Source organism: Bradyrhizobium sp., assembly GCF_049798375.1.
Taxonomy (GTDB): domain Bacteria; phylum Pseudomonadota; class Alphaproteobacteria; order Rhizobiales; family Xanthobacteraceae; genus Bradyrhizobium.
In genome coordinates this window covers 1-22,864 of the sequence record NZ_JBARGP010000393.1, presented here as the reverse complement: position 1 = coordinate 22,864, position 22,864 = coordinate 1, and the positions used below count along the sequence as shown (strand labels likewise).

Here is a 22,864-nt window from a genome sequence, read left to right as displayed (position 1 = left end):
GCGGCGCTCTGGGTGCTTCGGGGCCCTTGAAACGCAGGAGATTCCCGAAAAAACGCGGGGTACACGCCACCAGACGACAAAGTCCGGCTGTGCAAGGCAGCCGTCATCCCGACCGATCCGTGCAGCAATGCCAAGTGAGCCGCGCGGTCGTCTCGTCTTTCATCGGTTAAGAATCCACAAGGAGATACGATGGCTACTCAAATGTCCAAGTCGCAGTTGATCGAGAAGATCGCGACCTCCACCGAACTGTCCAAGCGCGACATCAAGAACGTCATGGAGACGCTCACCGACGTCGGCCACAAGGAGCTGAAGAAGAACGGCACTTTCCTGGTGCCCGGCTTCGCCAAGTTCGTGGTCATCAAGAAGCCCGCGACCAAGGCGCGCAAGGGCACCAACCCGTTCACCGGCGAAGAGATGATGTTCAAGGCCAAGCCGGCCCGCAAGATCGTCCGCGCCCGTCCGGTCAAGGCCGCCAAGGACGCGGTGGCCTGAGCCGCGACACATCGGGCGGCAAGCCTGAGTTTCGAAGGCCCCCTGCAAAGGGGGCCTTTGTTTTTTGCTCGGATCTTTACGCTTGTCGTCTTTGGTCGGTATGGCGCGCTGGCCAGGCGCCCGGTCAATGTCGTCGTGAGCGGCAGGCTTGGGCTCGGCGTGCTTCGGCTCGCCCGTAGGTGATGCGGACGGCCAACGCGGTGATGAGAAGCGCGCGAATGGATAGGATTTTCGCCGGTGGCGCTTGTCCTGGTACCGAGCAAGAACGGAATGTCGGCGCCGAAATGTGAGCAGCGCCACCACGGCGGAATATGTTCGCCGCGTGACGCTGCCCGAAAGACTGGGCCCTGAAATCCCCAGCACCCATAGGTCGACAGACCGCGGCAAAAGGTTCAACGCCAACCACGCGATGGAAGCGGAGCATGAGTTGAGCTCTAGTCCTGGCTCGATGGCCCTGGCTCGATCTATCCGGTTAGGGTGCGGGACAGTAGAACAGCCGAGTTTTGCGCAGTAAGTCACCGTGACCGCCGGCTTTTCCGATTTCGGCGATCTGTGGACCGGCTGTGGATAGCCTGTGGATCACAAGTGAACGCCGCACAGGCCGCGGCGTTCGTCGTCTCATTTCATCGCCTGCGGGGAGTCGTCGGCGCCGATGTCGTGAGTATCGCCCGCGTGCGACCGTGGGTGCCACGTGGCCAGCACGACGAAGCCTCCGTAGCCGATGACGTTCAAGAGCAGTTCCAGCCATGACGCCATGCGCAAACCTCGTTGCACCGAGAACGACCGGTGCGGGCAGCGGGTTCCTGCGCAGCGCGAACAAACGGGCGTTGTTGCAACTATCGCACAGTCTTTGCGTTGATTATCGGTCTTATGATTGGAGGACATCAGATGAGAAAAACATTGGCAGTTCTAGCGACTATGGGCGCGGTGGCCGCCACGGCAATTGCAGCGCCTGCTCCCGCGGAGGCGCGCGGCTTCGGACCGGCCCTTGGCTTCGGCTTGGCCGCAGGTGCGTTGACTGCCGGCGCTATTGCCGCCTCAAACCCGTACTACTATGGCCCGGGCTACGGCTATTACGGCCCGCGCTATTATTATGGGCCGGGCCCTTATGCCTATTACGGCGGCCCGTATCCGCACTACCGACATCGCTACTACTATCGTCACTGGTGACGATAACGCCCGGAAGCCTCGCTTCCGGGCTTTTCTGCAGGCAGGTGGCGCGCCTGCGCGCTCAGCTCATCGACTCCTGAGGCGAGGCTTTCCGCCATGTGGCCGCGGCATATTCCTCCCGCTCGCGCATGAAGCGGTCCTGCGTGGCTTTGAATTTTGCGATGCGTTCGGCGATATCCTCGCGTTCCCTGGCAAGACGTTCCTGCCGTTCATTCTTCCTCGCCATGCCGTCTCCACTCCAGACCGAATCGGAAGCGGGATGAACGGTCTCGAATGCGGCGCGAATGCGGACGCAGTGGACCGGCTGGGCTGGCCGATCTGACATGCTTGCCGACAGAGCTGTTCTCCGGAGCCTATCAGTCTTGTTCCGCGCCACGCGCCGGTAAGGATATGTCGTGTCGCGAAGTTCCCGAGCTTGCGCGAAAAAAGGCCCCGGCAAGCACGTCGCATGCGAGGCCGAGATCGAGCGTCTTCCCATGCGATGGCAGGCGGGCAGGGAAGCGGTAGCTACAGGCGGCTTGAAACCGACGAGCACAGGCCCGATGGTCAACAACATCGCGGCGGTGGATTGGCGGGCCGTGATAGAGTTGGCCGGGCTTTGTCTCTTGTGGTGGCACCGATGATCGCATCCGACCTTCGACATGGCGTGGAACAGCTCGGCGAGATGATCGCGGCGGCAAAGCTGATCGTGCCCTTTACGGGGGCCGGCATCTCGACTGAGTCGGGCATTCCGGATTTCCGCTCGCCCGGCGGCTTGTGGACCCGCAACCGCCCCATCGACTTCGAGGAGTTTTTGGCCAGCCAGGACGCTCGCGAGGAATCCTGGCGGCGGCGGTTTGCGATGGAAGCGACGTTCGCGCAGGCCAAACCCACGCGAGGACATCGCGCACTGGCATCGCTCTATCGTGCCGGCAAGATCCCGGCTGTCATCACCCAGAATATCGACAATCTGCACCAGGCTTCGGGCTTTGCCGCCGAAGACGTCATCGAGCTGCACGGCAACACGACTTATGCGCGCTGCATTGGCTGTGGGCAGCGCTACGAACTATCCTGGGTGAAACAGCGTTTCGAGCCGGACGGTGCCGCGCCGGACTGCACGATCTGCAATGAGCCGGTGAAGACGGCGACCGTCTCCTTCGGTCAGGCGATGCCCGAGGCGGAGATGCACCGCGCGATCGAGCTCGCGCAGCGATCCGACCTGTTCGTCGCGATCGGGTCTTCACTCGTGGTGTGGCCCGCCGCGGGATTTCCGTTGATGGCTAAGGAGGCTGGCGCCAAGCTCGTCATCATCAACCGGGAACCGACTGATCAGGACGACGTTGCCGATCTCGTGCTGCGCTACGACATCGGTGAAACTCTTGGACCGTTCGTCGCCAACTGAGTCCTGAGTGATTCGCAGACGCGCAAGCCTGTTTATAGTTTTCAGGTGTGGCCGATTTTTGTCTATGCGAAGCACAACGGAATGTTATCTTTTGATTCGAGAGATTCGCGTGATTCATCGTGAGTATTGTTGATGATAGCGCGTATTGAGGACGCCGTTGCGGGGGTGGCGTCTCAACACTTCATCTGGTGAGGTCCGGGGTTATGGGGTCGGACGGATTTGAGTCCAAAAAGCTCGGGGTACCGGTGCCTGGTGGGTCTTCACCAAGCCGGCTCGGAGGCGAGTATTCAGGCGGAGCGGAGCGCGATACCGCGATCGATGCCCTGGCGGGACTCGGCGAGAATCTCGTCGAAATCAGCGGCATGATCAAATGGTTCGACGCGTCGAAGGGCTATGGCTTCATCGTGCCTGACAATGGCTGGCCGGATGTGCTTCTGCACGTCACGGTGCTTAGGCGCGACGGCTATCAGACCGCCTATGAGGGCGCGCGCATCGTCTGCGAGTGCGTGCAGCGACAGAAGGGTTATCAGGCTTTCCGCATCGTCTCGATGGATGAATCGACCGCGATCCATCCAGCGCAGATGCTGCCGCCGCGAACCCATGTGTCGGTGACGCCGACCAGCGGGTTGGAGCGTGCGCAGGTCAAATGGTTCAACCGCCTGCGCGGCTTCGGCTTCGTGACCTGCGGTGAGGGCACGCCCGACATCTTCGTGCACATGGAGACGCTGCGGCGCTTCGGTATGACCGAGTTGCGTCCGGGTCAGTACGTGCTTGTCCGCTATGGGCCCGGCTCCAAGGGTATGATGGCGGCTGAAATCCATCCCGAGGCCGGCTCGCCTGCGCTCTCGTCGCACTAACCAATTCCCCGACATAACGAGGTTGTGAATTGGACGGCTCGTCTTCCTGCGGTTGTGCAGGAAGTGGCGCCGGCGGACCTATGCAGGTGCCTGCTGCATCTTGCTGCAGGCGTCGTGAGCGTGTAGTGACGGGCTCAGTCCGAATTGGCCTCCACGGCCATGGGGACATCGGGGTATAGCGCAGCCTGGTAGCGCGGCAGTTTTGGGTACTGCAGGTCGTTGGTTCGAATCCAGCTGCCCCGACCAGTCACAGCATTAAATTTCTCTCTGCTTGTCCCTCGTCGAAGCTGGTTTATCGTGCCCGGCAGTTCCGGCGCGGTTCGCTGTCGTCGAAAGCGGTCGCGCCGCGTAACCCGATTGCCGGCGATCAGTTCGGGTCATCGTCCGTCAATCGATCTCCTGCGGCCGCGCCACGGCGCTGCGCCGCCGGCTGACCGGCCGGAGCACGCGCCGCGCCCTCTTGAAGCCCCTCCAGGCCAGCAGCAACGCCTCTTTCGCTCTCCGAAGGCTCAGCGCAGCGCCGCTAGCGAAATCCGCCTCATCGATCGTGATGCGCCATGTCCACACCGGTGGTGTACGATCCGTGCGCTGCCGAATGTGTCCGGTCGCTTGCGTTCGGCTCTCGTCAAGTACGACGATATATTCGAGCGATCCTTCACGGATCTGTTCGAACTTCTTGTGGCCTACTCTCATTCCGGACGTTGAACCTGCATATCTTGCGATTGCCATTCATAGGATTGAGCGCTTGGCGGCGCTCTACGTACGAGGTTGGCCGATCCGGCGCAGCCTGTCATTCGCACCCGCCTTGCTAGGGATCCGCGTGCGTCAGCGTGTGCGGCGATTCTCGTGCGCGCGCCGTATCATGTGATCCGAAGATTAAGAGCCGATCGGGCACCGAGGCAGCAGAATTCGGAGCAACGCCCGAGGCCTGTCATTCCTGCGTCGGCGAATTTTCCGACGCCTCGTCCGTCGCGGCCGGCCGTCCCAGGGTGAACTGTCCGACCGGCCCTTCGACATGGAAGGGCAGGCCGGTGGCCTTCTCGAACAGATCGATGTCGTTGGTGCCGACGGCGCAGCCGCCGAGCCCCATGTCGGCCGCCATCAGATAAAGCGTTTGCAGCAGCGCGCCGACATCCTTGAGCGTCAGCGCATAGGCGATGGCGCTGTATTTCCATGCCAGCCGCGCGAACCGGGATGTCACGGTGAGCAGGATCTGCGGCGGTGCTTCGGAGCCCATCGCGAATTGCGCGAAGTCCAGCATGGTACCGAACTGCTCGGACTTGGCCGGGATCGGCGTCAACGCGTGCGCCTCGGCATCATAGTGATAGAGGCCTCTCGCCAGGCCCTTGCAATGGCCGACCGTCACGTAGAGTTCGAGCTCATAGGCGCTGCCGGCGGTTGGATAGGGCCGCCGCGTGTAGTCCAGCATCGGACCATCGCTGCCATCCTCGAGATCAAGCGGGCTCTCCCAACGCGACAGCACCCGCGCGGCGCCATCGAGGAACAGCGACAGCTCGGCGAGCGTGATTGGATTCTGGTCATCATGGTCGCGCACCGACGCGCGCTCGCGGAATAGCTTTGCGGCTGATGAAACAGTCTCGGATGGGGCAGGCAGAGCAGCCCTGAGATCGACGCGCTCGCCGGGCCAGCTTGGCCGCACCGACGCGGGTGGTGCGATCGAGTCGAGATAGGGATAGACGCCACCCACCGGGTTGGCCTGCCGTCCCTCGGCGCTGCGGGCGTGAAACAACAGGTCGTGGAAGTCCCACATTACTAGGGTCTCGTCGCCCTCGCTCGCGCGGCGGCCGTCGTCATCGGCTCTCTCCAGCTTGAACAAGATCGCGCAGTCGACGAGCAGGCCCAACAGCTCGTTGCCCGCGAAGCCGACGAGCTTGCGTAAGGCTCCGACCGTCTGCGGCTTCGCCAGCGTGGTCAGCATGGCGGCGATGGCAGGATCGATGATCCGGACCAGCGCACCGGCGCGCGGCGATTCCAGTACCATCTCGCTGCCGCGACGGCGCAGATAAGCGAAGCGAGACAGCGCGATGGTATCGTTGCTCGCGAGCTTTGCCGCGTTGGGCCAATAGTCCGCCATCTGCGGTTCGATGACGGCCAGCTCATGGCCATCGCCCTTGCGCGTGAGCGGATATTCAACAAGACCCCGCCGAGCCAGCAGGCGCGCGACCTGCACGATCTCCTGGTCCACCTCCGTCTTGCCGGCGAGCGTGTTGAGCCCGATGCCGTCTTTCAACGCCAATGCGCGCTCTTTGGCGCGCTCGCTCAGTTGACCGAGATCGAGCGGATAGATGCCGACGAGGGCGCCGAAATGGCCGTTGCTCCAGTTTTCCAACGTGACCTGCGAACTGACGCGAATCGAGAGCACGGGCTGAGCGAGCTGCTGCCGCGCTGCCGCCGGTCGAGCAATTGCCTTGGTATTGGCCTTGCCATTGGCCTTTGTCTTCGGTCGAGCCTTTGTGCTGGCCGCGCCCGGTCGCTTGGTCGTGACCTTGGATTTGGCTTTGGTCGCCCGCCCGCGCTTGGCCATGGCTTTTCCGCGATCAGGAGTGCGGCAAAAACGGCGTCAGCTCGGTCTCCGCGATCGGCTGATCGCGCAAGCCCAGTCTGACCGGGACATTGTAAAGCCGGCCGGGCCCGAAGCGGCGATAGAAGTGACGCAAGCCGGGAACGATGACGCGCACCACCGACACGCCGACGTCGGGCCGCGTCTGGTCCAGCACCATGAAATCATGACCGGCACGGCGGGCAATTTCGACGCAGGCGTCGACTTGCTCGCGTGTGGTCGAGCGCGGGATCGGCAGGCCCAGCTGAGGCGTCGGGATCGGATTCTTGGCCGGCAGCAGGAACGGATAGTTCTCGATCTTGAGCGGCGTGACGCCGTCGAGTGAGGGTTTCTCGCCGCTGCCGCCATTCATCATGCCAATCGCCAGGAACTGGCTGAGCTCGGTCAATGTGCGCAGCAGCGCGATCCGAGGATCAAAGTGCGCGCCCGAACCGAATTCGATGTGCTCCTGACCGTTCTTGATCCAGTGCATGATCGCGACATAGGTCGGGACGCCGAGATCGCTGGTGACGTCGAGCACCCAGACCTTGCGGCCGAAGTCGGCGAACTGGCTCTGCAGGTCGCGGACGTAGGAATCCTCGATGCGGCTGAGATCAACCTCGGCGCGCTGCGAGCGGTTGTACCACCAGATTGCATAAGCATCGCGCTCGACCAGTTCGAGGAAGCCCTGCACGATCGCTTCCTGCACCGTGTTGCCCGCGGCGCAGCCGTTGGAATCGGTGTGGAAGGCGCGCGGGCCGCTGTAGAAGAAATAGAGCAGGCTGGTCGGGATGTACTTGAAACGCTGGTCGCGCAGCGACCACACCGGCGACCATTCGATCCTGGCGTCCGGATCGAACGGTTCCGGCGCCGGGTGCGCTTCGTCGTGTTGGCTATGGTCGTTGCGAATGGCGTATTGCGCCTCGCTGTAATTCAGGATGTCGTTCGGCCTGACCGCCTCGCCCTCGGCAAAATCGGTGAAGCGCTTGGTGCTTCGGATCTCGTCGCCCTGATAGATGCCGGAATAGCGCTCGATCGCCTCCATCAGCGCGCTGGCTTCGGCCTGCTCTGCAGTCGAGCCCTTGCCGAAGCTGCCGCCGGAAAGGCCGGAGCGTAGCTCGTCGACGCTCTGGGCCGGCGCGGAGAAATTATGCTGGGCGAAGAAATTGGTGTTCATCGGCAGATCGGCTTCGATCCGCTCCAGCCGCTTCACCACGCCGGTGAGCGGGCTGACATGCCGCCTGAACCGCGACACCGTGGCGCGCGATGTCATTGTGCGGTAGCCGCCCGAGGTGATGATCAGCTTGGCACCGGCGTCGAGCTTGATCGGCTCGGCCTTGCGGCGCGGATTGAGCAACTTCTTGTCGCCGCAGGTCGGGCATTGCGGCCGCTGCCCGACATAGTGCTTGGCGAGCACGGACCCGGTCAGATCCACGCTCATGATGTGGTTGCCGATATCGGTACGGAAGCCGGTCGCGATCGCCTTGGCGATCTCGACCGCCGCAAACTGGATCGCGCTCTGGCCGATCGCGTTACGCGCAAGCGGCGAGACTGCGACCGCCTTGGCGCCGCCGCGATCGAGAAAGCCCTTGATCTCGCGGTTGCGGATCATGCGGTCGAACAGGCAGGTCCAGCATGCGGTATGGCCGGGCCGAAGCAGCGGACCGACCAGCGGAAACACACCTGAAGGCTGCACCAGCAGCCAGGGCGTCTTGTCGGCGACGCGGCTGCGGTTCAACTCGGCCAATTGCCGTTCGAGATAGTCGTTGACCAGGGTGACCGTGAGATCCGGCGAGCGGTTGACGACGCGTACGCCGAGCGCGCCGAGCGCGGCGGTGAATTCCGCAGCGCCCTTCACGTCGATTGCCTCGACCCGTACCTTGCACTGGCTGAGATTGCGCTCGGCTTCACCTGCCGGCAGGCCGATGCTGGCCCAATAACCGGCGAGCGTATTGTCGGCGACCTTGCCGTCGCTGACGATGACATAGCGACGCTCGACCATGCGATTGAGCGCTTCTTCGACCTTGTCGGCGGGAAAGCTCTTGCCGACCAGCGCGACCAGGTCGCGCGCGGTCTTGCCGCCCTTGCCGATCGCCGTGGCCAGCGCGCAATAGAGCGCGCCATGCAGGAAGAACTTGCGGTCCTCCGAATAGATGCAGACCACGTCCGGCGGAAGCACATAGGCCGTGAAGTTGGGAGCGAATTGCAGAGTGTTGTTGCTGGCGGAGGCACGCGACCCCGAAACGGCTTTGGTCTTGCGGGGGCTCATCGCGATAGCCCTTCAAAGGCGACAGCGTTGCAGCGTGACGAACGGGCCGCATCGGCGACGAGAAGGTTCTGGGGATGGGTCAACATGAGCAGGAGATTCCAGGAGGGGCCGGAGAGAGACCTACGTCGATCGGATCACCGGCCTGGCGGCCAATTTGGCCGATTGTGGGAAGACGACATAAAATAGCCGGGCAGACCAAGTCATGCCCGGCTATCGGATATCTTATCGTCGATCAAAACCAGTGATCAAAGACCTGACGTTGGGCAGATCAGCAAAGACGGCAACCACCCCAGGAGAGGCAGCAGCCGCCGCATCCGCGGCAGCCGGCGCAGCCGCGGCAACCACGACAGCCACGGCAACCACCACAGCCACGGCAACCGCCGCAACCGCGGGCTTCCATGACCTTCTCACCGCCCACATTCTCCTTGTCGAAGAGATGGAAGGTGGCGAGGCTGGTATCGGCGAGCTCTTCCTCACCCAGCGTGATCGGGTGCGTTGCGGAAAGGTCGAGCGTCTTCGGCGCGTCGGCCGCGGTCGGCGCAGTGGCCGCCGTGGCGGCGCCGACCAGGGAGAGAGTCAACCCTGCAGCGCCCAGTGCGGGCACGGCGACCTTCGCCGCGCGCTTCCGCGTCGAAGCTGATTTCTTTTGTGCCATCGTCTATCCTCCATCCTTCGAAAGGTTTGTGTCGATCCGCCCCAGTTTACAGTACGCTGCACCTATAAATCACGCAAGACGCGAGAAGTTTCTCGCGTAACGTAACATCGCGATTCCATTCATCTTTATGAATATCGCGCGTGGCTCGTTTCAGCAAAACGCCACATTCAGCATGACATGCAGGCGTCGCGCGCGCACCAGTTTGCGTATTATTAGTGACATGAGAGCGGACAGAAGTTCAGTGGAAAATGAGGACATGATCGCCGAGCAAGGGCATTTCGTCTGGTACGAGCTCCTCACCACCGACATCGCATCAGCAGCAGCGTTCTATCATCAGGTCCTCGGCTGGGAGGTGCGGGACGCTTCGACCGCCAGGTTCGCCTATCGTGTGCTGACAGCGGACGGCGCACCCGTCAGCGGGCTGATGGCGCTTCCACCCGAGGGGATTGCGCGTGGTGCAGCGCCGCGCTGGGCTGGCTACGTCGCGGTCGACGATCTCGACGCCAGTGTGAGCCGTCTGACGGCGCTGGGCGGCACGGTCTACGTCCCGCCGACCGCAAGCAATATCGGCCGCATCGCCATCGTCGCCGATCCTCAGACCGCCACGTTGGCGCTGGTGGAAGGACCGACCATCGCAGTGCCCCAACGCGATCGGGACAGGATCGGGCGGGTCGGCTGGCATGAGTTGCTGGCTGCCGAGCGAAGGCAGGCGTTCGCCTTTTATGAGGGCCTGTTCGGCTGGCAGACGGTGGGCGGCGACGCCGCCCTCAACGACACCTATCAGTTGTTCGCCATGGGTGCCGACACGCTTGGCGGCATGTTCACCAAGCTGCCGCGAGCGCCGTTCCCGTTCTGGCTCTATTATTTCAACGTCGCTGATCTGAATGTGGCGCTGCAGCATCTGGCGGCGCTCGGCGGCAAAGTGGTGCAGGGACCGATCGAGCAGCCCAACGGAATCTGGATCGCGCGATGTATCGATCCGCAGGGGGCAATGTTTGCAGTGCAAGGTGAGCGGCCCGGCGCCACGTCGGCTGATGCTCCGCCGTTCGAGATCGGCTGGGCGGCCGAATGGGGTGGCTTTACGTCACGTGGCCGCATGATCGAACGGCGCGGGTCGTTGCCCGAGCCGGCTGCGAAGCGCCCACCTTCGAAGCGCTGAGGTGCCCCCGAGCCGGCGATCAGGCCGGCTTGGGCTCGGCCGCGGGCTTCGCCTCCACAGGCTTGGCTTCCGCAGACTTGGCTTCCGCAGGCTTGGCTTCCGCAGGCTTGGGCGCGGGCTTCCCGGCCGGCTTGTCCTGCCGCTTCGACCAGGAAATGTAATAGGCGACCGTGGTCATGATAGCGATGCCGGCCGTGCTCACCAGGATCTGTGCGAGCAGCGAGCCGGAGCTCATCATCAGGGTGAAATGCGCGACGAAGGACAGGAACACGCCGACGCAGAACACGGCGAGCGACTGCTGGCCGCACACCACCAGCGGGTCGAAGGCCCGCCATTCCAGGCCCGACCAGGTCTTCGGCACGAACCGGATCACCAGCACCACGATGACAGCGAAATGCAGGAAGCGGTAGGGCGCCAGGTTGGTCTTGTCGTTCGGGTTGAAGGCCGCGTAGAGCCATTGCGGAAACATGGCTCCGAAGTCCGGAAAGCGTCCTGCCATGGTCATGATCAGCGCGAAGGCGAGATAGGCCAGGCAGAAATACAGCGTCACCGGCGCCATGATGATCGCCATCGATTTGCGCGCACCGCCGAGCGCGCACCAGGAGCCGAACACGAACAGCACCTGCCATGCGTAAGGATTGAAGTACCAGGTGCCGGCGGGGTATGCGGTGAAATTCCAGCCGAAATGCCGTGCCGTCAGCCACAGCAGAATGGAGGCGCCCATGGTGAGGTCGGGCTTGCGCAACATCATCCACAGCACCGGCGGGAAGAAACCCATCAGCACGATGTAAAGCGGCAGCACGTCGAGATTGACCGGCTTGAACTTCAGGATCAGGCCCTGGCCGAGCGTCTCGGTAGCGTGGTCCACCAAGCCGGCGACATTGAATTCATCGATGATCTCGGAATCGCCGAACCGGGTCGCCAGATAGCTGATGGCGGCAATGTAGATCACGAACAGCACGATATGGGCGACGTAGAGCTGCCAGACCCGCTTGAACAGCCGGGTGGCGCCGACCAGGAACCCGCGGTCGATCATCATTCGTGCATACACGAAAGAGGCGGTGTATCCGGAAATGAACACGAACAGGTCGGCGGCGTCGGAAAACCCGTAATTTCGCGTCGTGACCCAATTCACCACATTGTCCGGGATATGGTCGAGGAAGATCGCCCAGTTCGCGATGCCGCGGAACAGGTCGAGCCGGAGATCGCGGCCCTTCTCCGGAAGGGTGGCATTAATTTTCATGGGCGGGCTTCGACGTACCGTTGGAGTGAAGAGCGTCCAGAAGTATGGGGCCGCCGTGCCAGTCATCCAAGATTGTCAGGAAGCGGCAGAATGACTATACGGGGCGGGAAATAGGTAGCATCCAGGGTGGGAATCATCGATCAAATTCCCGAAAGGTGCCTCTAGCCCATCCCGGAGGTTTCCGCCACGCGCTTTACTGCCGCCCCGAAAGGTCCTGTCCACCGATGACCGCACGCATTTTTAAGCCGGCCAAGAACGCGATGCAATCCGGCAAGGCGAAGACCCGTGAGTGGCAGCTCGACTACGAGCCGGAGCAGCCGCGCGCGATCGAGCCGCTGATGGGCTGGACCTCGTCCTCCGACATGAAACAGCAGGTCACGCTGCGCTTTCCCACCAAGGAAGAGGCGATCGCCTATTGCGAGCGCAAAGGCATCGCCTACCAGGTGATCGAGCCGAAGGAGGCCGTGAAGCGGCAGGTCGCCTATGCCGACAATTTTGCCTTCCGGCGCGGCGAGCCTTGGACGCACTGACCCTGGTCGTGCTGCAGCCATCCCGTCGCATTTAAATGATGAAGCTCGAGTCCGTCGAGATCCCTTGCTGCGGGATTTCGACAGGTCATGCGTTTTCGTTGGTGCCGCCCCCATCCTGAAAGTCAGGGTTGCCCTGCGGCGCAGGGCAGTGCCACCATGCGGCTAAACCAGCGCCGTGCTTCGTGCGGCACCCGACACAGCTGAAGGCCATGCCGCTCCATTCCAGCATTGATCCCGCTTCCTCCGATTTCGCGCGCAACGCTGATGCCATGCGCACGCTGGTCGCCGATCTCAACGACAAGCTCGGCCAGGTTGCCGGCGGTGGCGGCGAGACAGCGCGCAAGCGCCATCTCGCGCGCGGCAAGATGCTGGCGCGCCAGCGCGTCGATCTCCTGCTCGATCCCGGCACGGCGTTTCTCGAGCTGTCGCCCCTCGCGGCCTACGGCCTCTACGGTGGCGACGTGCATTCGGCGAGCATCGTCACGGGGGTCGGACGCATTGCCGGACGCGAATGCGTCATCGTCGCCAACGATGCCACCATCAAGGGTGGCACCTATTACCCAATGACCGTGAAGAAGCATCTGCGGGCGCAGGACATTGCCCGACAGAACAATCTGCCATGCGTCTACATGGTCGATTCCGGCGGCGCCTTCCTGCCGCTGCAGGATGAGATATTCCCGGACGAACGGCATTTCGGCCGCATCTTCTACAATCAGGCGCAGATGTCGGCTCAAGGGATTCCGCAGATCGCGATCGTGATGGGCTCGTGCACGGCAGGCGGTGCCTATGTGCCGGCAATGTCGGATGAGAGCATCATCGTACGCAATCAGGGCACGATCTTCCTCGGCGGTCCGCCGCTGGTCAAGGCCGCGACCGGCGAGGTGGTGAGCGCGGAAGAGCTCGGCGGCGCCGACGTGCATTCGCGGCAATCCGGCGTCACCGATCATTACGCGCAGAACGATGCCCATGCGATCGGGATCGCGCGGCGGATCGTCGAAACGCTGAAGCCGGCGGGATCGCGCAATCAGCTCAATATGCGCAAGGCACGGGAGCCTCTGTTCGCGTCGGAGGAGATCTACGGCGTGGTGCCGGCCGACGGCCGCAAGCCGTTCGACGTGCGCGACATCATCGCGCGCGTGGTGGACGGCTCCGAGTTCGACGAGTTCAAGAAGCTGTACGGTCAGACCCTGGTGTGCGGCTTTGCGCATATCTGGGGCTATCCGGTGGGCATTATCGCCAACAACGGCATCTTGTTCAGCGAGAGCTCGCTGAAGGGCGCGCACTTCATCGAGCTGTGCTGCCAGCGCGGTATTCCGCTGGTGTTCCTGCAGAACATCACTGGCTTCATGGTTGGCAAGAAATACGAGGCCGGCGGCATCGCGCGCGACGGCGCCAAGCTGGTGACCGCGGTCGCAACTGCATCAGTACCGAAGTTCACGGTGGTGATCGGCGGCTCCTACGGCGCCGGCAATTACGGCATGTGCGGGCGGGCCTATTCGCCGCGCTTCCTGTGGATGTGGCCGAATGCGCGCATCTCGGTGATGGGCGGCGAGCAGGCGGCGATGGTGCTGAGCCAGGTTCGCCGCGACAATATCGAAGCGAAGGGCGAGAGCTGGGCGGCCGAGGAGGAAGAGCAATTCCGCAGCCCCATCCGCGCGCAATATGAGAGCCAGGGTAATCCCTATTACGCCACCGCGCGGCTGTGGGATGACGGCGTGATCGATCCCGCCGACACGCGCCTGGTGCTGGGGCTCGGCCTTTCCGCTACTGCCAATGCGCCGATCGAACCGACCCGGTTCGGCCTGTTCAGGATGTGATGATGGCCCATCCCGCATTGTACCGGCGCTTCCGCAAGCTCCTGATAGCCAACCGCGGCGAGATCGCCGTGCGCGTCATCAAGACCGCGCGCGCGATGGGAATCAAGACCGTCGCGGTTTATTCCGAGGCCGACCGCAACGCGATGCATGTCGCGCTCGCCGATGAAGCGGTGCTGCTGGGACCGGCGCGGGCCCGTGACAGCTATCTCAACATCGAGCGGCTGATCGCGGCCGCGCGCCAGACTGGCGCCGAGGCTGTGCATCCCGGCTACGGCTTCTTGTCGGAAAATGCCGAATTCGCGCAGGCCTGCGCCGAGGCAGGTCTCGTCTTCGTCGGACCCACGCCCGCGATGATGACCGCGATGGGCTCGAAGTCCGGCTCCAAGGCGCTGATGGAAAAGGCCGGGGTGCCGCTGGTACCGGGCTATCACGGCGAGGCGCAGGACGAGGCCATGCTGGCGAAGGAAGCTGATCGGATCGGCTTCCCGGTGCTGGTGAAAGCCTCGGCCGGCGGCGGCGGCCGCGGCATGCGCGTGGTGAACGCTGCGGCCGAGCTGCCGGCAGCGCTGACCAGTGCCAAGCGCGAGGCCAAGGCGGCGTTCGGCGACGATCGCATGCTGATCGAAAAATACGTCCAGAACCCGCGCCACATCGAAGTGCAGATCGTCGGCGATAGCCACGGCAATTTGGTCTCGCTGTTCGAGCGCGAATGCACTTTGCAGCGCCGGCATCAGAAGGTGGTCGAGGAAGCGCCGTCACCGACGCTCGATGCCGCGCAGCGCGAGGCGGTGTGCGCGGCGGCACGCCGCGCCGCGGGTGCGGTGAACTATGTCGGCGCCGGCACCATCGAGTTCGTCTCCGACGGCAAGGACGTGTTCTTCATCGAGATGAACACGCGTTTGCAGGTCGAGCATCCCGTCACCGAGCTGATTACCGGCGTCGATCTGGTCGAATGGCAGCTGCGTGTCGCCTTCGGTGAAAAGCTGCCTCTGAAGCAGGACGAGATCCGGTTGAACGGGCACGCCATCGAGGTGCGGGTCTACGCCGAGAACCCGGCGAAGAACTTCATGCCCTCGGTCGGCCGCATCACGACCTGGCGGCTGCCGGAGCAGTCCGGTGGGTTGCGCATCGATGCCGGCTATTGCGAGGGCGATGCCGTCTCGCCTTATTACGACGCCATGCTCGCCAAGATGATCGCCTGGGCGCCGACGCGGGAGGCTGCGATTGCGCGGCTCGATCGCGGGCTGGAAGAGACCGACGTCCGCGGCATCGTCACCAACGTCGCGTTCCTGTCAGCGCTGGTCACTCACCCCAGTGTCGGCGCCAACACCATCGACACCGGCTTCATCGAGCGCGAACTGCAAGCGTTGACCGCGGCGTCGCCGGCGGCCGGCGAGTTGGAGCTTTGCGCCGCCGTCGCTGCCATTTTGGCCGACGAACAGGTGAAGTCCGCCGGCGAACCGGTGTCGCCCTGGCGCAACTCCGGCTGGATGCCAGTCGGCACGCGGCAGCGCGTGTTCGTGTTCCGCGATCGTGCCGGAGGTGAACCGCAGACGATCACATTGTCCTATGGGGACGGAGGGTCGACCCTCGTGATCGCGGAACATGCTTGGTCCTTCACCCAGGCTGCGTCGGGCCGTGGCGGATTCGACCTTGTGCTCGATGGTCTCAAGTCCCATGTCGTCGCCATGGTCGACGGCCACGAGCTCTATCTGCGCACCCGCAATGGCCGTTTCGACCTGCATTGGATCGACCCGTTCGGCGGCGAGGACGAGGAGCAGGGCGGCGAGGACAAGATCGTCGCACCGCTGCCCGGCACCGTTGTGGCGCTGCTGGCCGAAGTAGGCGAGACCCTGGAGAAGGGCGCACCGATCCTGACGCTCGAGGTCATGAAGATGGAGCAGACCTTGCGGGCGCCGTTCGCCGGCGTGCTGAAGGCGATCAAGTGCAAGGTCGGCGACATCGTGCAGGAAGGCGTCGAGCTCGCGGAAGTCGAACCCTCAGCTTAAGCGAGGTCATCATGAGCGACAGCGTCCGTATCATCGAGATGGGCCCGCGTGACGGGCTGCAGAACGAGAAGACGCCAGTCAGCCCGGCTGATCGCATCGCCTTCGTGCGTGCGCTGGTCGATGCAGGCCTGAAGACGGTCGAGGTTGGCGCGTTCGTGTCGCCGAAGGCGATCCCGCAGATGGTCGGTTCGGACGAGGTGATGCGCGGCGTCGCGCAGCTTCCGGGCGAATTCCACGTACTGGTACCGAACGTGAAGGGCTATGAGGCGGCGCGGGCCGCCGGCGCCATGGTAATCTCGGTGTTCGCGGCGGCCTCGGAAGGTTTTTCGCGCGCCAACATCAATTGCGGAATTGAGGAATCGCTGGAGCGGTTCAAGCCGGTGGTGGCCCGCGCGCGGGCCGACGGCATCAAGGTGCGCGGCTATGTCTCATGCGTGCTCGGCTGCCCGTATGAGGGCGAGATCAAGCCGCAGGCCGTGGTCGATGTCGCCAAGGCGCTGTGGGATCTCGGCTGCTATGAGATTTCGCTCGGCGATACCATTGGCGTCGGCACGCCCGACAAGGCGCGGGCGATGCTGCGCGCGGTTGCCGGCGATGTGCCGGTCGCGCATCTCGCCATGCATTTCCATGACACCTATGGCCAGGCGCTGGCCAATCTTTATGCCGGCATGGAGGAGGGCGTTCGCGTGATCGACGCTGCCGCCGGTGGTCTCGGCGGCTGCCCGTTCGCGCCGGGCGCGACCGGCAATGTCGCCACGGAAGACGTCGTCTACATGCTCGAAGGCATGGGGATTACGACCGGCGTCGACATGTCCAAGCTGCTCGCCGCCACCAACGAGATCAGCCGCCTGATTGACCGGCCGCCGGTCAGCCGCGTCGCCTCGGCGCTGAATGCGAAAAGGAAGAGAGCGAATAGCGAGTAGCGATGGCGAATAGGGAAGAACCTCTATTCGCTATTCCTTGTTCGGCATTCGCCAGCCGCGCTAGCGGCTCGCGTCGACGCCCATGACCAGGTCCGGCAGCAAGGTCGAGATCTGCGGCACGAAACAGAGCAGCAGCACCGCGGCCATCATCAACAGCACGAACGGCAGCGTGCCCCAGATCACCTCGCTCAGGGGAATGTCGGGTGCGACGTTCCTGATAACGAAGATGTTCAACCCCACCGGCGGATGGATCAGCCCCATCTCCATCACGATCGTCATCACCACGCCGAACCAGATGATGTCGAAATTCGCCGCACGCAGCGGCGGCAGGATGATCGGCGCGGTCATCAGGATGATCGACACCGGCGGCAGGAAGAAGCCGAGGCAGATCACCATCGCCAGAACCGCGAACAGCAATCCCCAGCGCGGCAGATGCATCGCCACGATCGATTCGGCCGCCGACTGCGAGATATGCAGGTAGCTCATCACGTAGGAATAGAGCAGCGACATGCCGATGATCAGCATCAGCATGGTGGATTCACGTATTGTGGCCTTCATGATCGGCGCGAGGTCGGTCGGCCGCCAGACCCGGTAGATCAGGGCGATCAGCACCAGCGCCAGGATGCCGCCGAGGCCGGCCGTCTCCGATGGCGTGGCGAAGCCGCCATAGAGCGCGATCATGACGCCGGTGAGCAGCAGCACGAACGGGATCACCCGCGGCAGCACCGAGAAGCGCTGCGCCATGGTGAAATCGTCCTCGGCCAGGATCGACGACCAGGCGCCGCCCTTGTCATACGCGACTTTTGCCGCCGCATATTCCCGCCGAAAGCGGATCACCGCATAGCCGCCGAACAGCGAGACCAGCAGAAGCCCCGGTCCGATGCCGGCCAGGAACAGACGTCCGAGCGACTTCTCGGCCGCGACCGCGAACAAAATCATGGTAATCGAGGGCGGCAGCAGGATGCCGAGCGTGCCGCCGGCTGCGATGATGCCGGCCGCAAAGCCGCCGGAATAGCCGCGCTTGCGCATCTCCGGAATACCGGCCGAGCCGATCGCCGAGCAGGTCGCCGGCGAGGAGCCCGCCATCGCCGCAAACAGCGCGCAGGCGAACACGTTGGCGACGCCGAGACCGCCGGGGACGCGGTGCAGCCAGGCGTGCAAGGCCGAGTAGAGATCCTGGCCGGCCCGCGAGCGGCCGATTGCGGCGCCCTTCAGGATGAAGAGCGGGATCGACAGCAGCGTGATCGACGCCATCTCCTCATAGACGTTCTGCGTCACCGTATCGAGCGAGGCTGCGGGCATGTAGATCGCCATGAACACCGCGGCGACGGCGCCGAGCGCGAACGCGATCGGCATGCCTGCAAACATCGCAAACAGCGTGGCGATGCCGTAAGACAGGCCAATTCCAAACACGCTCATCGACGGGCTCCGGTCGGCGACATCACAATCTGCAGCAGCAATTGCACGCAGAGCAGCGTCATGCCGGCAGCCATCAGGCCATAGGGGATATCCAAGGGCGGCGACCACATCGAATTGGAGACCTGGCCGTCATCCCAGGCTTCGTAGGTCAGCGTCCACGACTTCCAGGTGAAAAAGACGCAGAACAGGAAGGTCGCGACATCGACAATCCAGAGCCGGATACGGTTCACTCTGGGCGACAGCAGACCAACAAAGGCCTCGATGCTGACGTGGCCGCGCTGCTCCTGCACATAGGCTGCGGTCATGAAGGTCGCGCCGACCAGCAGGAAAACAGCGGCCTCGTCCTGCCAATAGTTGGCGGCCTGAAACAGGGCGCGGCCGATCACGCTGTAGCTCAATATGACGCAGGCCGCGATCAGCGCGAGTGCGGCAAACACGATAATGATACGATTGAGCAAGGATAGGCCACGCGCGATCCCCGCCAACGGACCTGTGCCGGCGGGGATATGGGTCGTGGTCTCGCCCGGAAGCGGACCGTGCATCATGCTGCGACGTCGTTCGCGAGCTTCAGCAGGTTCGCGGCGGTCTTGGTCTTGGCGCCGTAGTCCTTCCACGCGGTGTCGCGGGCGATGTCGCGCCATTTGTTGACGGTGGCGATGTCGAGCTCGGTCACGGTCGCGCCGGCCTTTTGGTAGACGCTGGCGACTTCCATATCGTCGTCCTGCGCGCCCTTGCGGCCGAACGCTTCGAGCTCTGCGCCGACGGCGAGGATGATATCCTGGTGGTTCTTCGGCAGAGCGTCGAAGATCGACTTCGACATCATCAGAGGCTCCAGCATGAACCAGTAGGATGCCTTGGCGCCGGACGTGAGGGATTTGGAGACCTCTTCGAGCCGGAACGAGATCAGGCTGGTGGAGGAGGTGAGGCCGGCGTCGCAAGCTCCGGTCTGCATCGCGGTGTAGATTTCATTTGATGGCACCGACAGCACTGAGGCGCCGGCCGTCTGCAGCACCATGTCCATCTCGCGGGATCCGCCGCGCACCTTGAGACCCTTGGCGTCTTCGGGGGCGACCAGCCCGCGCGAGCGGCTCGCGACGCCGCCGGCCTGCCATACCCAGGTGAGCAGGATGATGCCCTTGTCGGCGAGGAAGTCCGACAGCGCCTTGCCGACCGGCGAGGTCTTCCAGCGCGTGCCCTGGTCGTAGGTCGTCACCAGGCCCGGCATCAGCCCGATATTGGTCTCCGGCACTTCGCCGCCGGCATAGGGCATCGGATAGAGGCTGATGTCGAGCGCACCCTTGCGCATCGCCGAGAACTGCGCGTTGGTTTTGATCAGGGAGGAGTTCGGATAGATCTCGGCGGAGATATCGCCGCCCGAGCGCTTCTTCACTTCCTCGGCGAACATCCGGCAGAGCCGATCGCGAAAATCGCCCTTGTCGATGGTGCCGCCCGGAAACTGGTGCGAGATCTTCAGGGTGGTGGCAGCCTGCGCCGCTCCGATTCCGAAGCGGAGGATGGCGGGCGCAGCGAATGCCGATGCGATGAGATGACGACGTGAGAGCATGAGTTTTCCCCTGGACAACTTCTGATTGGTTTCGCCGGCCCATCCGGCGACAGAGCGCGATCAGCCGGTTCGGTTGGAAATACCTCTAGTCGATGAGCGCGCATCGTTCGAGGTCCAACTGACGGGAAGCGACAATTTGTTGCGGCGCACCCGCCGCGATCAAACCGGCTTGCTTACTCATTCACTAACATGCTGATCACGGGCGAAATTGTGTCGAACCCGGCGGATTCGGGCGCGCAAGGCAGCAAAAACGGCCGGCTAATCGGCCTTCGTCGCTCCGCTATCACCGCACATGCCGACGGTTGTGCGCAGGCCGCGCGAGTGACCGGATTTGATACAACTGTGACGAAATACAACTGTAACGAGATTGGCTGTGATCGACCGCGCTGCGCGCGATCCTCCGACAAAAAGAATCTGACACGACGTAACACATGGTCATGCCGATACGTCGAGCAGGGGAGCGGCACTAATGTCGCGATCAACCCTCATGTCTTGGGAGACCTCATCATGACCACCCGCTTCATTCTCGGCCTCTCTGCCGCGGCTTTCTCGCTCAACGTCGCGCTGGCTCCGGTCGCCTTCGCAGAGGACAAGATGGGCAAGGACGACGCCATGAAGAAGGAGACGATGTCTCACGACAGCATGAAGAAGGACACCATGTCGAAGGACACCATGTCGAAGGACGGCATGAACAAGGGCGATGCCATGTCCAAGGACAGCATGAAGAAAGACGACGGCATGATGAAGAAATGAGGTCGCGTCGCGCCGTATCCGACATCGACGGGCCCGCGCACGATCACCTCGCCATTTCAGCAGCAGGCCGATGCAATATTGCACTCGGCCTGCCAACAGAAAATGGAAGGAATCGAAACTGGAGACGGAATGACGAGGCGCGACGCTGATCATGGCAGCGTCGCCGGCTACGTTCCGGGCTACTTCTTTTTGCCGCGTGCCTTGCGTGCCGCATAGCGTGCGTCACGCTTGGCCTTCTGGTCGGCCTCCGCCTCGGCCTGCCGGGCGGCAGTCTCTTGTGCCTCACGCGCAAGCCGGGCGGCTTCCTCCGCCGCAGCCGCTTCCTGGTGGCGCTTCTCTTCGGCCTTGGCGGCCTCACGCTCCAGGCGAGCCTGTTCACGGCGAGCTGCCGCGGCTTCGCGCTCCTCGCGCCTTTTCACGACTTCGGGATCATCCGGTCGGGGCTGCGCGCGAAATTTGTTCAGAAGGCTCTTGCGTGCCTCTTCCGCCGCCTTCTGGCGGTCGGCAAAACCGGGTTGCTTGAATGCGCTCATCGAACGTCGTCTTCGTCTGATCTGATGTTGGTGTGGGACTGATTTGCCCGTCAAATAACCGCTTTGCCATGTGCATATCAAGCAGCTCGGCGCGACAAGCACGGGTATCTACATTGTCTCCCATGCGGATGACAATTGTTTATCGCACGTTCGCGCACATGGGTGGCGTGAGATGCTTGCAAACCGCTTTCGAATCTCTATCTGAGGCACCCGTCACGTGATGGTGGTCAGCCGGTTGTGAACCGGTTCACAGGAATAAGCGCGGCGCGGCTTCATTCTGCATCATGCCCGCTTTTTTCGAAGGAGTACCGTCATGACCTCGTCACCGTCGCGGCGTAGACGCCTTGCGCTCGCCGTTGCAGCGGCAGCGCTGGCCGCCAGCGCCTGTATCATGACCGCCGTCTTTGCCCGTCCCGTCACCGTGGCGAGCAACCTCCTGGGCGCGGACTGGCAATGCCGGCGCATCGTCTGGGTGACCAGCTGTACCAGGGTGCAGCCCGAGGTCCCCGCTGTCAGGGCCTCGCCGAAGGAGCCGGTCGTCTGGCGTCCGGTCTGACGGGACGGGGCGATGACTGAACCCGCACCGGGGCAGCCCGAGCTTGGTCAAGCGACGCCTAGCCCAGCAACGCCTGGTCCAGCAAAGCCTGGTCCAGCAAAGCCTGGTCGGCCAAAGCTTGCTCATCCCGGGCCTGTTCCAACCGATTCCGGCCGGCGAGGCGCTATCGCCGGCCTCCTGGTCGCAGCCGCCATGCTCGCCTTTGGCCTATGGCTCGCCCATAACCTCGGCTCGGCCAGTCGGCTGCAGGACTGCCTGATGTCCGGCCGGACCAATTGCAACACGATCGAGCCGGCCCGCTGACGGTGCCCCGGGCCGCAAAATTGTCGCGATCTTACCGATTTGTAACAGCTCCCGGCGGTTGAGAGTGTTGCTGCGGCGTCCGATCGCCACGACAATGAATTCGATGATTTGAGTGCTTCGGCACGGCTAAGGTGAGGGGTAGGCGAGAATGACTGCATTCAGCCGAACAAGATTGGTGCTGCCGATGGTGTCCCTGCTGGCAGCGGCGTCGCTGTCCGCGCAAGCCCAGGAGCCGGAACACCACGGTCCGGGCGGGCCGGCTCCGCGAGGAGCGCCGGCTGCACGGCCTGCACCTGCTCCGGGACATCCGGCCGGGCCAGTTGGCGGACATCCGGGCGGCCCGGTTGCGGGGCATCCGGGCGGGCCGGCCGGTTTCCATGCCGCAGGGCCGGGACACCCGGGCCCCGTCGTGGGCCGCGGTCCCGATGCGCGCTTCATGCACGGGGCCATCGCTGCGCACAGTTTCGGCGGCCATCCGTATCGCGGCCGGATGGGCTGGGAAGGGGGCCGTTGGCGTCATGAGGTCCACGACGGCCGCAATGGCTGGTGGTGGGACGTCGGCGGCGTCTGGTATTATTATCCGCAGCCGATGGAAGGCCCGCCGGCCTATGTCTCGGAGGACTTTGCCGACGACGTGGTCTATGCGCCCGATGCTGCGTATGACCCGGGTC

21 protein-coding genes, 1 tRNA gene and 1 pseudogene are annotated in these 22,864 nt (G+C 63.4%); 13 read left to right on the top strand and 10 right to left on the bottom strand.

The features are described from left to right. The first annotated feature begins 189 nt into the window (after positions 1-189). Positions 190-492, top strand: coding sequence for an HU family DNA-binding protein (locus WA702_RS16815; RefSeq protein WP_425111669.1), 303 nt, complete (start codon positions 190-192; stop codon positions 490-492). 618 nt (positions 493-1,110) lie between these two features. Here the strand turns inward: WA702_RS16815 and WA702_RS16810 are convergent. Continuing rightward, a complete protein-coding gene (locus tag WA702_RS16810; protein WP_425111668.1) occupies positions 1,111-1,248 on the bottom strand; it encodes a hypothetical protein in 138 nt (45 codons plus the stop codon). A 132-nt stretch (positions 1,249-1,380) separates the two neighbouring features. Between WA702_RS16810 and WA702_RS16805 the strand changes: the two genes are divergently transcribed. Further along, positions 1,381-1,662 (top strand): hypothetical protein, encoded by a 282-nt coding sequence (locus WA702_RS16805; protein ID WP_425111666.1) that lies wholly within the window; start codon positions 1,381-1,383, stop codon positions 1,660-1,662. 61 nt (positions 1,663-1,723) lie between these two features. On the opposite strand, the gene WA702_RS16800 is transcribed toward WA702_RS16805, so the two are convergent. Continuing rightward, positions 1,724-1,888: a hypothetical protein gene (locus WA702_RS16800; protein ID WP_425111665.1), complete on the bottom strand. Its 165-nt coding sequence runs from the start codon at positions 1,886-1,888 to the stop codon at positions 1,724-1,726. 393 nt (positions 1,889-2,281) lie between these two features. Here WA702_RS16800 and WA702_RS16795 point away from each other — a divergent pair, with 393 nt between their 5' ends. The 3 genes from WA702_RS16795 (at position 2,282) to WA702_RS16785 (ending at position 4,146) form a co-directional block, all read left to right on the top strand. Next, complete coding sequence (locus WA702_RS16795) at positions 2,282-3,043, top strand: SIR2 family NAD-dependent protein deacylase (protein ID WP_425111679.1); 762 nt, start codon at positions 2,282-2,284, stop codon at positions 3,041-3,043. 203 nt (positions 3,044-3,246) lie between these two features. Then, positions 3,247-3,900, top strand: coding sequence for a cold-shock protein (locus tag WA702_RS16790; RefSeq protein ID WP_425111664.1), 654 nt, complete (start codon positions 3,247-3,249; stop codon positions 3,898-3,900). A 169-nt stretch (positions 3,901-4,069) separates the two neighbouring features. Continuing rightward, positions 4,070-4,146, top strand: a tRNA-Pro gene (locus tag WA702_RS16785). A gap of 685 nt (positions 4,147-4,831) precedes the next feature. Here WA702_RS16785 and WA702_RS16780 read toward each other — a convergent pair. The 3 genes from WA702_RS16780 to WA702_RS16770 all read right to left on the bottom strand — a co-directional run bounded on the left by WA702_RS16780 (position 4,832) and on the right by WA702_RS16770 (position 9,384). Beyond that, positions 4,832-6,445, bottom strand: a complete 1,614-nt coding sequence (locus WA702_RS16780) for a SagB/ThcOx family dehydrogenase (protein ID WP_425111663.1) — start codon at positions 6,443-6,445, stop codon at positions 4,832-4,834. Between the two features lie 13 nt (positions 6,446-6,458). Then, positions 6,459-8,729: a TOMM precursor leader peptide-binding protein gene (locus tag WA702_RS16775; protein WP_425111662.1), complete on the bottom strand. Its 2,271-nt coding sequence runs from the start codon at positions 8,727-8,729 to the stop codon at positions 6,459-6,461. Positions 8,730-8,997: 268 nt separating this feature from the next. Further along, positions 8,998-9,384, bottom strand: a complete 387-nt coding sequence (locus tag WA702_RS16770; RefSeq protein ID WP_425111661.1) for a hypothetical protein — start codon at positions 9,382-9,384, stop codon at positions 8,998-9,000. A gap of 127 nt (positions 9,385-9,511) precedes the next feature. Here WA702_RS16770 and WA702_RS16765 point away from each other — a divergent pair, with 127 nt between their 5' ends. Then, positions 9,512-10,543 (top strand): VOC family protein, encoded by a 1,032-nt coding sequence (locus WA702_RS16765; RefSeq protein ID WP_425111660.1) that lies wholly within the window; start codon positions 9,512-9,514, stop codon positions 10,541-10,543. A gap of 19 nt (positions 10,544-10,562) precedes the next feature. Here WA702_RS16765 and opgC read toward each other — a convergent pair whose 3' ends face one another. Further along, complete coding sequence (opgC, locus tag WA702_RS16760; RefSeq protein WP_425111659.1) at positions 10,563-11,786, bottom strand: OpgC domain-containing protein; 1,224 nt, start codon at positions 11,784-11,786, stop codon at positions 10,563-10,565. A 224-nt stretch (positions 11,787-12,010) separates the two neighbouring features. Here opgC and WA702_RS16755 point away from each other — a divergent pair, with 224 nt between their 5' ends. From WA702_RS16755 to WA702_RS16740, 4 genes are all read left to right on the top strand, one after another. Further along, positions 12,011-12,316: an ETC complex I subunit gene (locus tag WA702_RS16755; RefSeq protein WP_425111658.1), complete on the top strand. Its 306-nt coding sequence runs from the start codon at positions 12,011-12,013 to the stop codon at positions 12,314-12,316. A 209-nt stretch (positions 12,317-12,525) separates the two neighbouring features. After that, entirely contained in the window at positions 12,526-14,133 is a 1,608-nt protein-coding gene (locus WA702_RS16750) for a carboxyl transferase domain-containing protein (protein WP_425111657.1), read from the top strand. A 2-nt stretch (positions 14,134-14,135) separates the two neighbouring features. Then, entirely contained in the window at positions 14,136-16,142 is a 2,007-nt protein-coding gene (locus tag WA702_RS16745) for an acetyl/propionyl/methylcrotonyl-CoA carboxylase subunit alpha (RefSeq protein ID WP_425111656.1), read from the top strand. 11 nt (positions 16,143-16,153) lie between these two features. Then, a complete protein-coding gene (locus tag WA702_RS16740; RefSeq protein ID WP_425111655.1) occupies positions 16,154-17,065 on the top strand; it encodes a hydroxymethylglutaryl-CoA lyase in 912 nt (303 codons plus the stop codon). A 60-nt stretch (positions 17,066-17,125) separates the two neighbouring features. Here the strand turns inward: WA702_RS16740 and WA702_RS16735 are convergent, their stop codons facing one another. From WA702_RS16735 to dctP, 3 genes are read right to left on the bottom strand one after another with little or no spacing between them, the layout of a single operon-like run. Continuing rightward, complete coding sequence (locus WA702_RS16735; RefSeq protein WP_425111654.1) at positions 17,126-18,484, bottom strand: TRAP transporter large permease; 1,359 nt, start codon at positions 18,482-18,484, stop codon at positions 17,126-17,128. Then, on the bottom strand, positions 18,481-19,029 hold the full coding sequence (locus WA702_RS16730) for a TRAP transporter small permease (protein WP_425111653.1): 549 nt from the start codon (positions 19,027-19,029) through the stop codon (positions 18,481-18,483). Before WA702_RS16730 ends, WA702_RS16735 begins: the two co-directional genes overlap by 4 nt. Continuing rightward, a complete protein-coding gene (dctP, locus tag WA702_RS16725; protein WP_425111652.1) occupies positions 19,026-20,048 on the bottom strand; it encodes a TRAP transporter substrate-binding protein DctP in 1,023 nt (340 codons plus the stop codon). The genes WA702_RS16730 and dctP overlap by 4 nt, the downstream gene beginning before the upstream one ends. A gap of 507 nt (positions 20,049-20,555) precedes the next feature. Between dctP and WA702_RS16720 the strand changes: the two genes are divergently transcribed. Further along, positions 20,556-20,801, top strand: coding sequence for a pentapeptide MXKDX repeat protein (locus tag WA702_RS16720; RefSeq protein ID WP_425111678.1), 246 nt, complete (start codon positions 20,556-20,558; stop codon positions 20,799-20,801). Between the two features lie 179 nt (positions 20,802-20,980). Here the strand turns inward: WA702_RS16720 and WA702_RS16715 are convergent, their stop codons facing one another. After that, positions 20,981-21,334 carry a DUF6481 family protein gene (locus WA702_RS16715; protein WP_425111651.1) on the bottom strand — a complete coding sequence of 118 codons (354 nt, stop codon included), beginning with the start codon at positions 21,332-21,334 and terminating at the stop codon, positions 20,981-20,983. Positions 21,335-21,647: 313 nt separating this feature from the next. On the opposite strand from WA702_RS16715, the gene WA702_RS16710 reads away from it, so the two are divergent. Both WA702_RS16710 and WA702_RS16705 read left to right on the top strand, forming a co-directional pair. Continuing rightward, on the top strand, positions 21,648-21,890 hold the full coding sequence (locus WA702_RS16710) for a hypothetical protein (protein ID WP_425111650.1): 243 nt from the start codon (positions 21,648-21,650) through the stop codon (positions 21,888-21,890). 451 nt (positions 21,891-22,341) lie between these two features. Continuing rightward, positions 22,342-22,864 (top strand): annotated as a pseudogene (locus WA702_RS16705) (hypothetical protein); the annotation flags it as partial.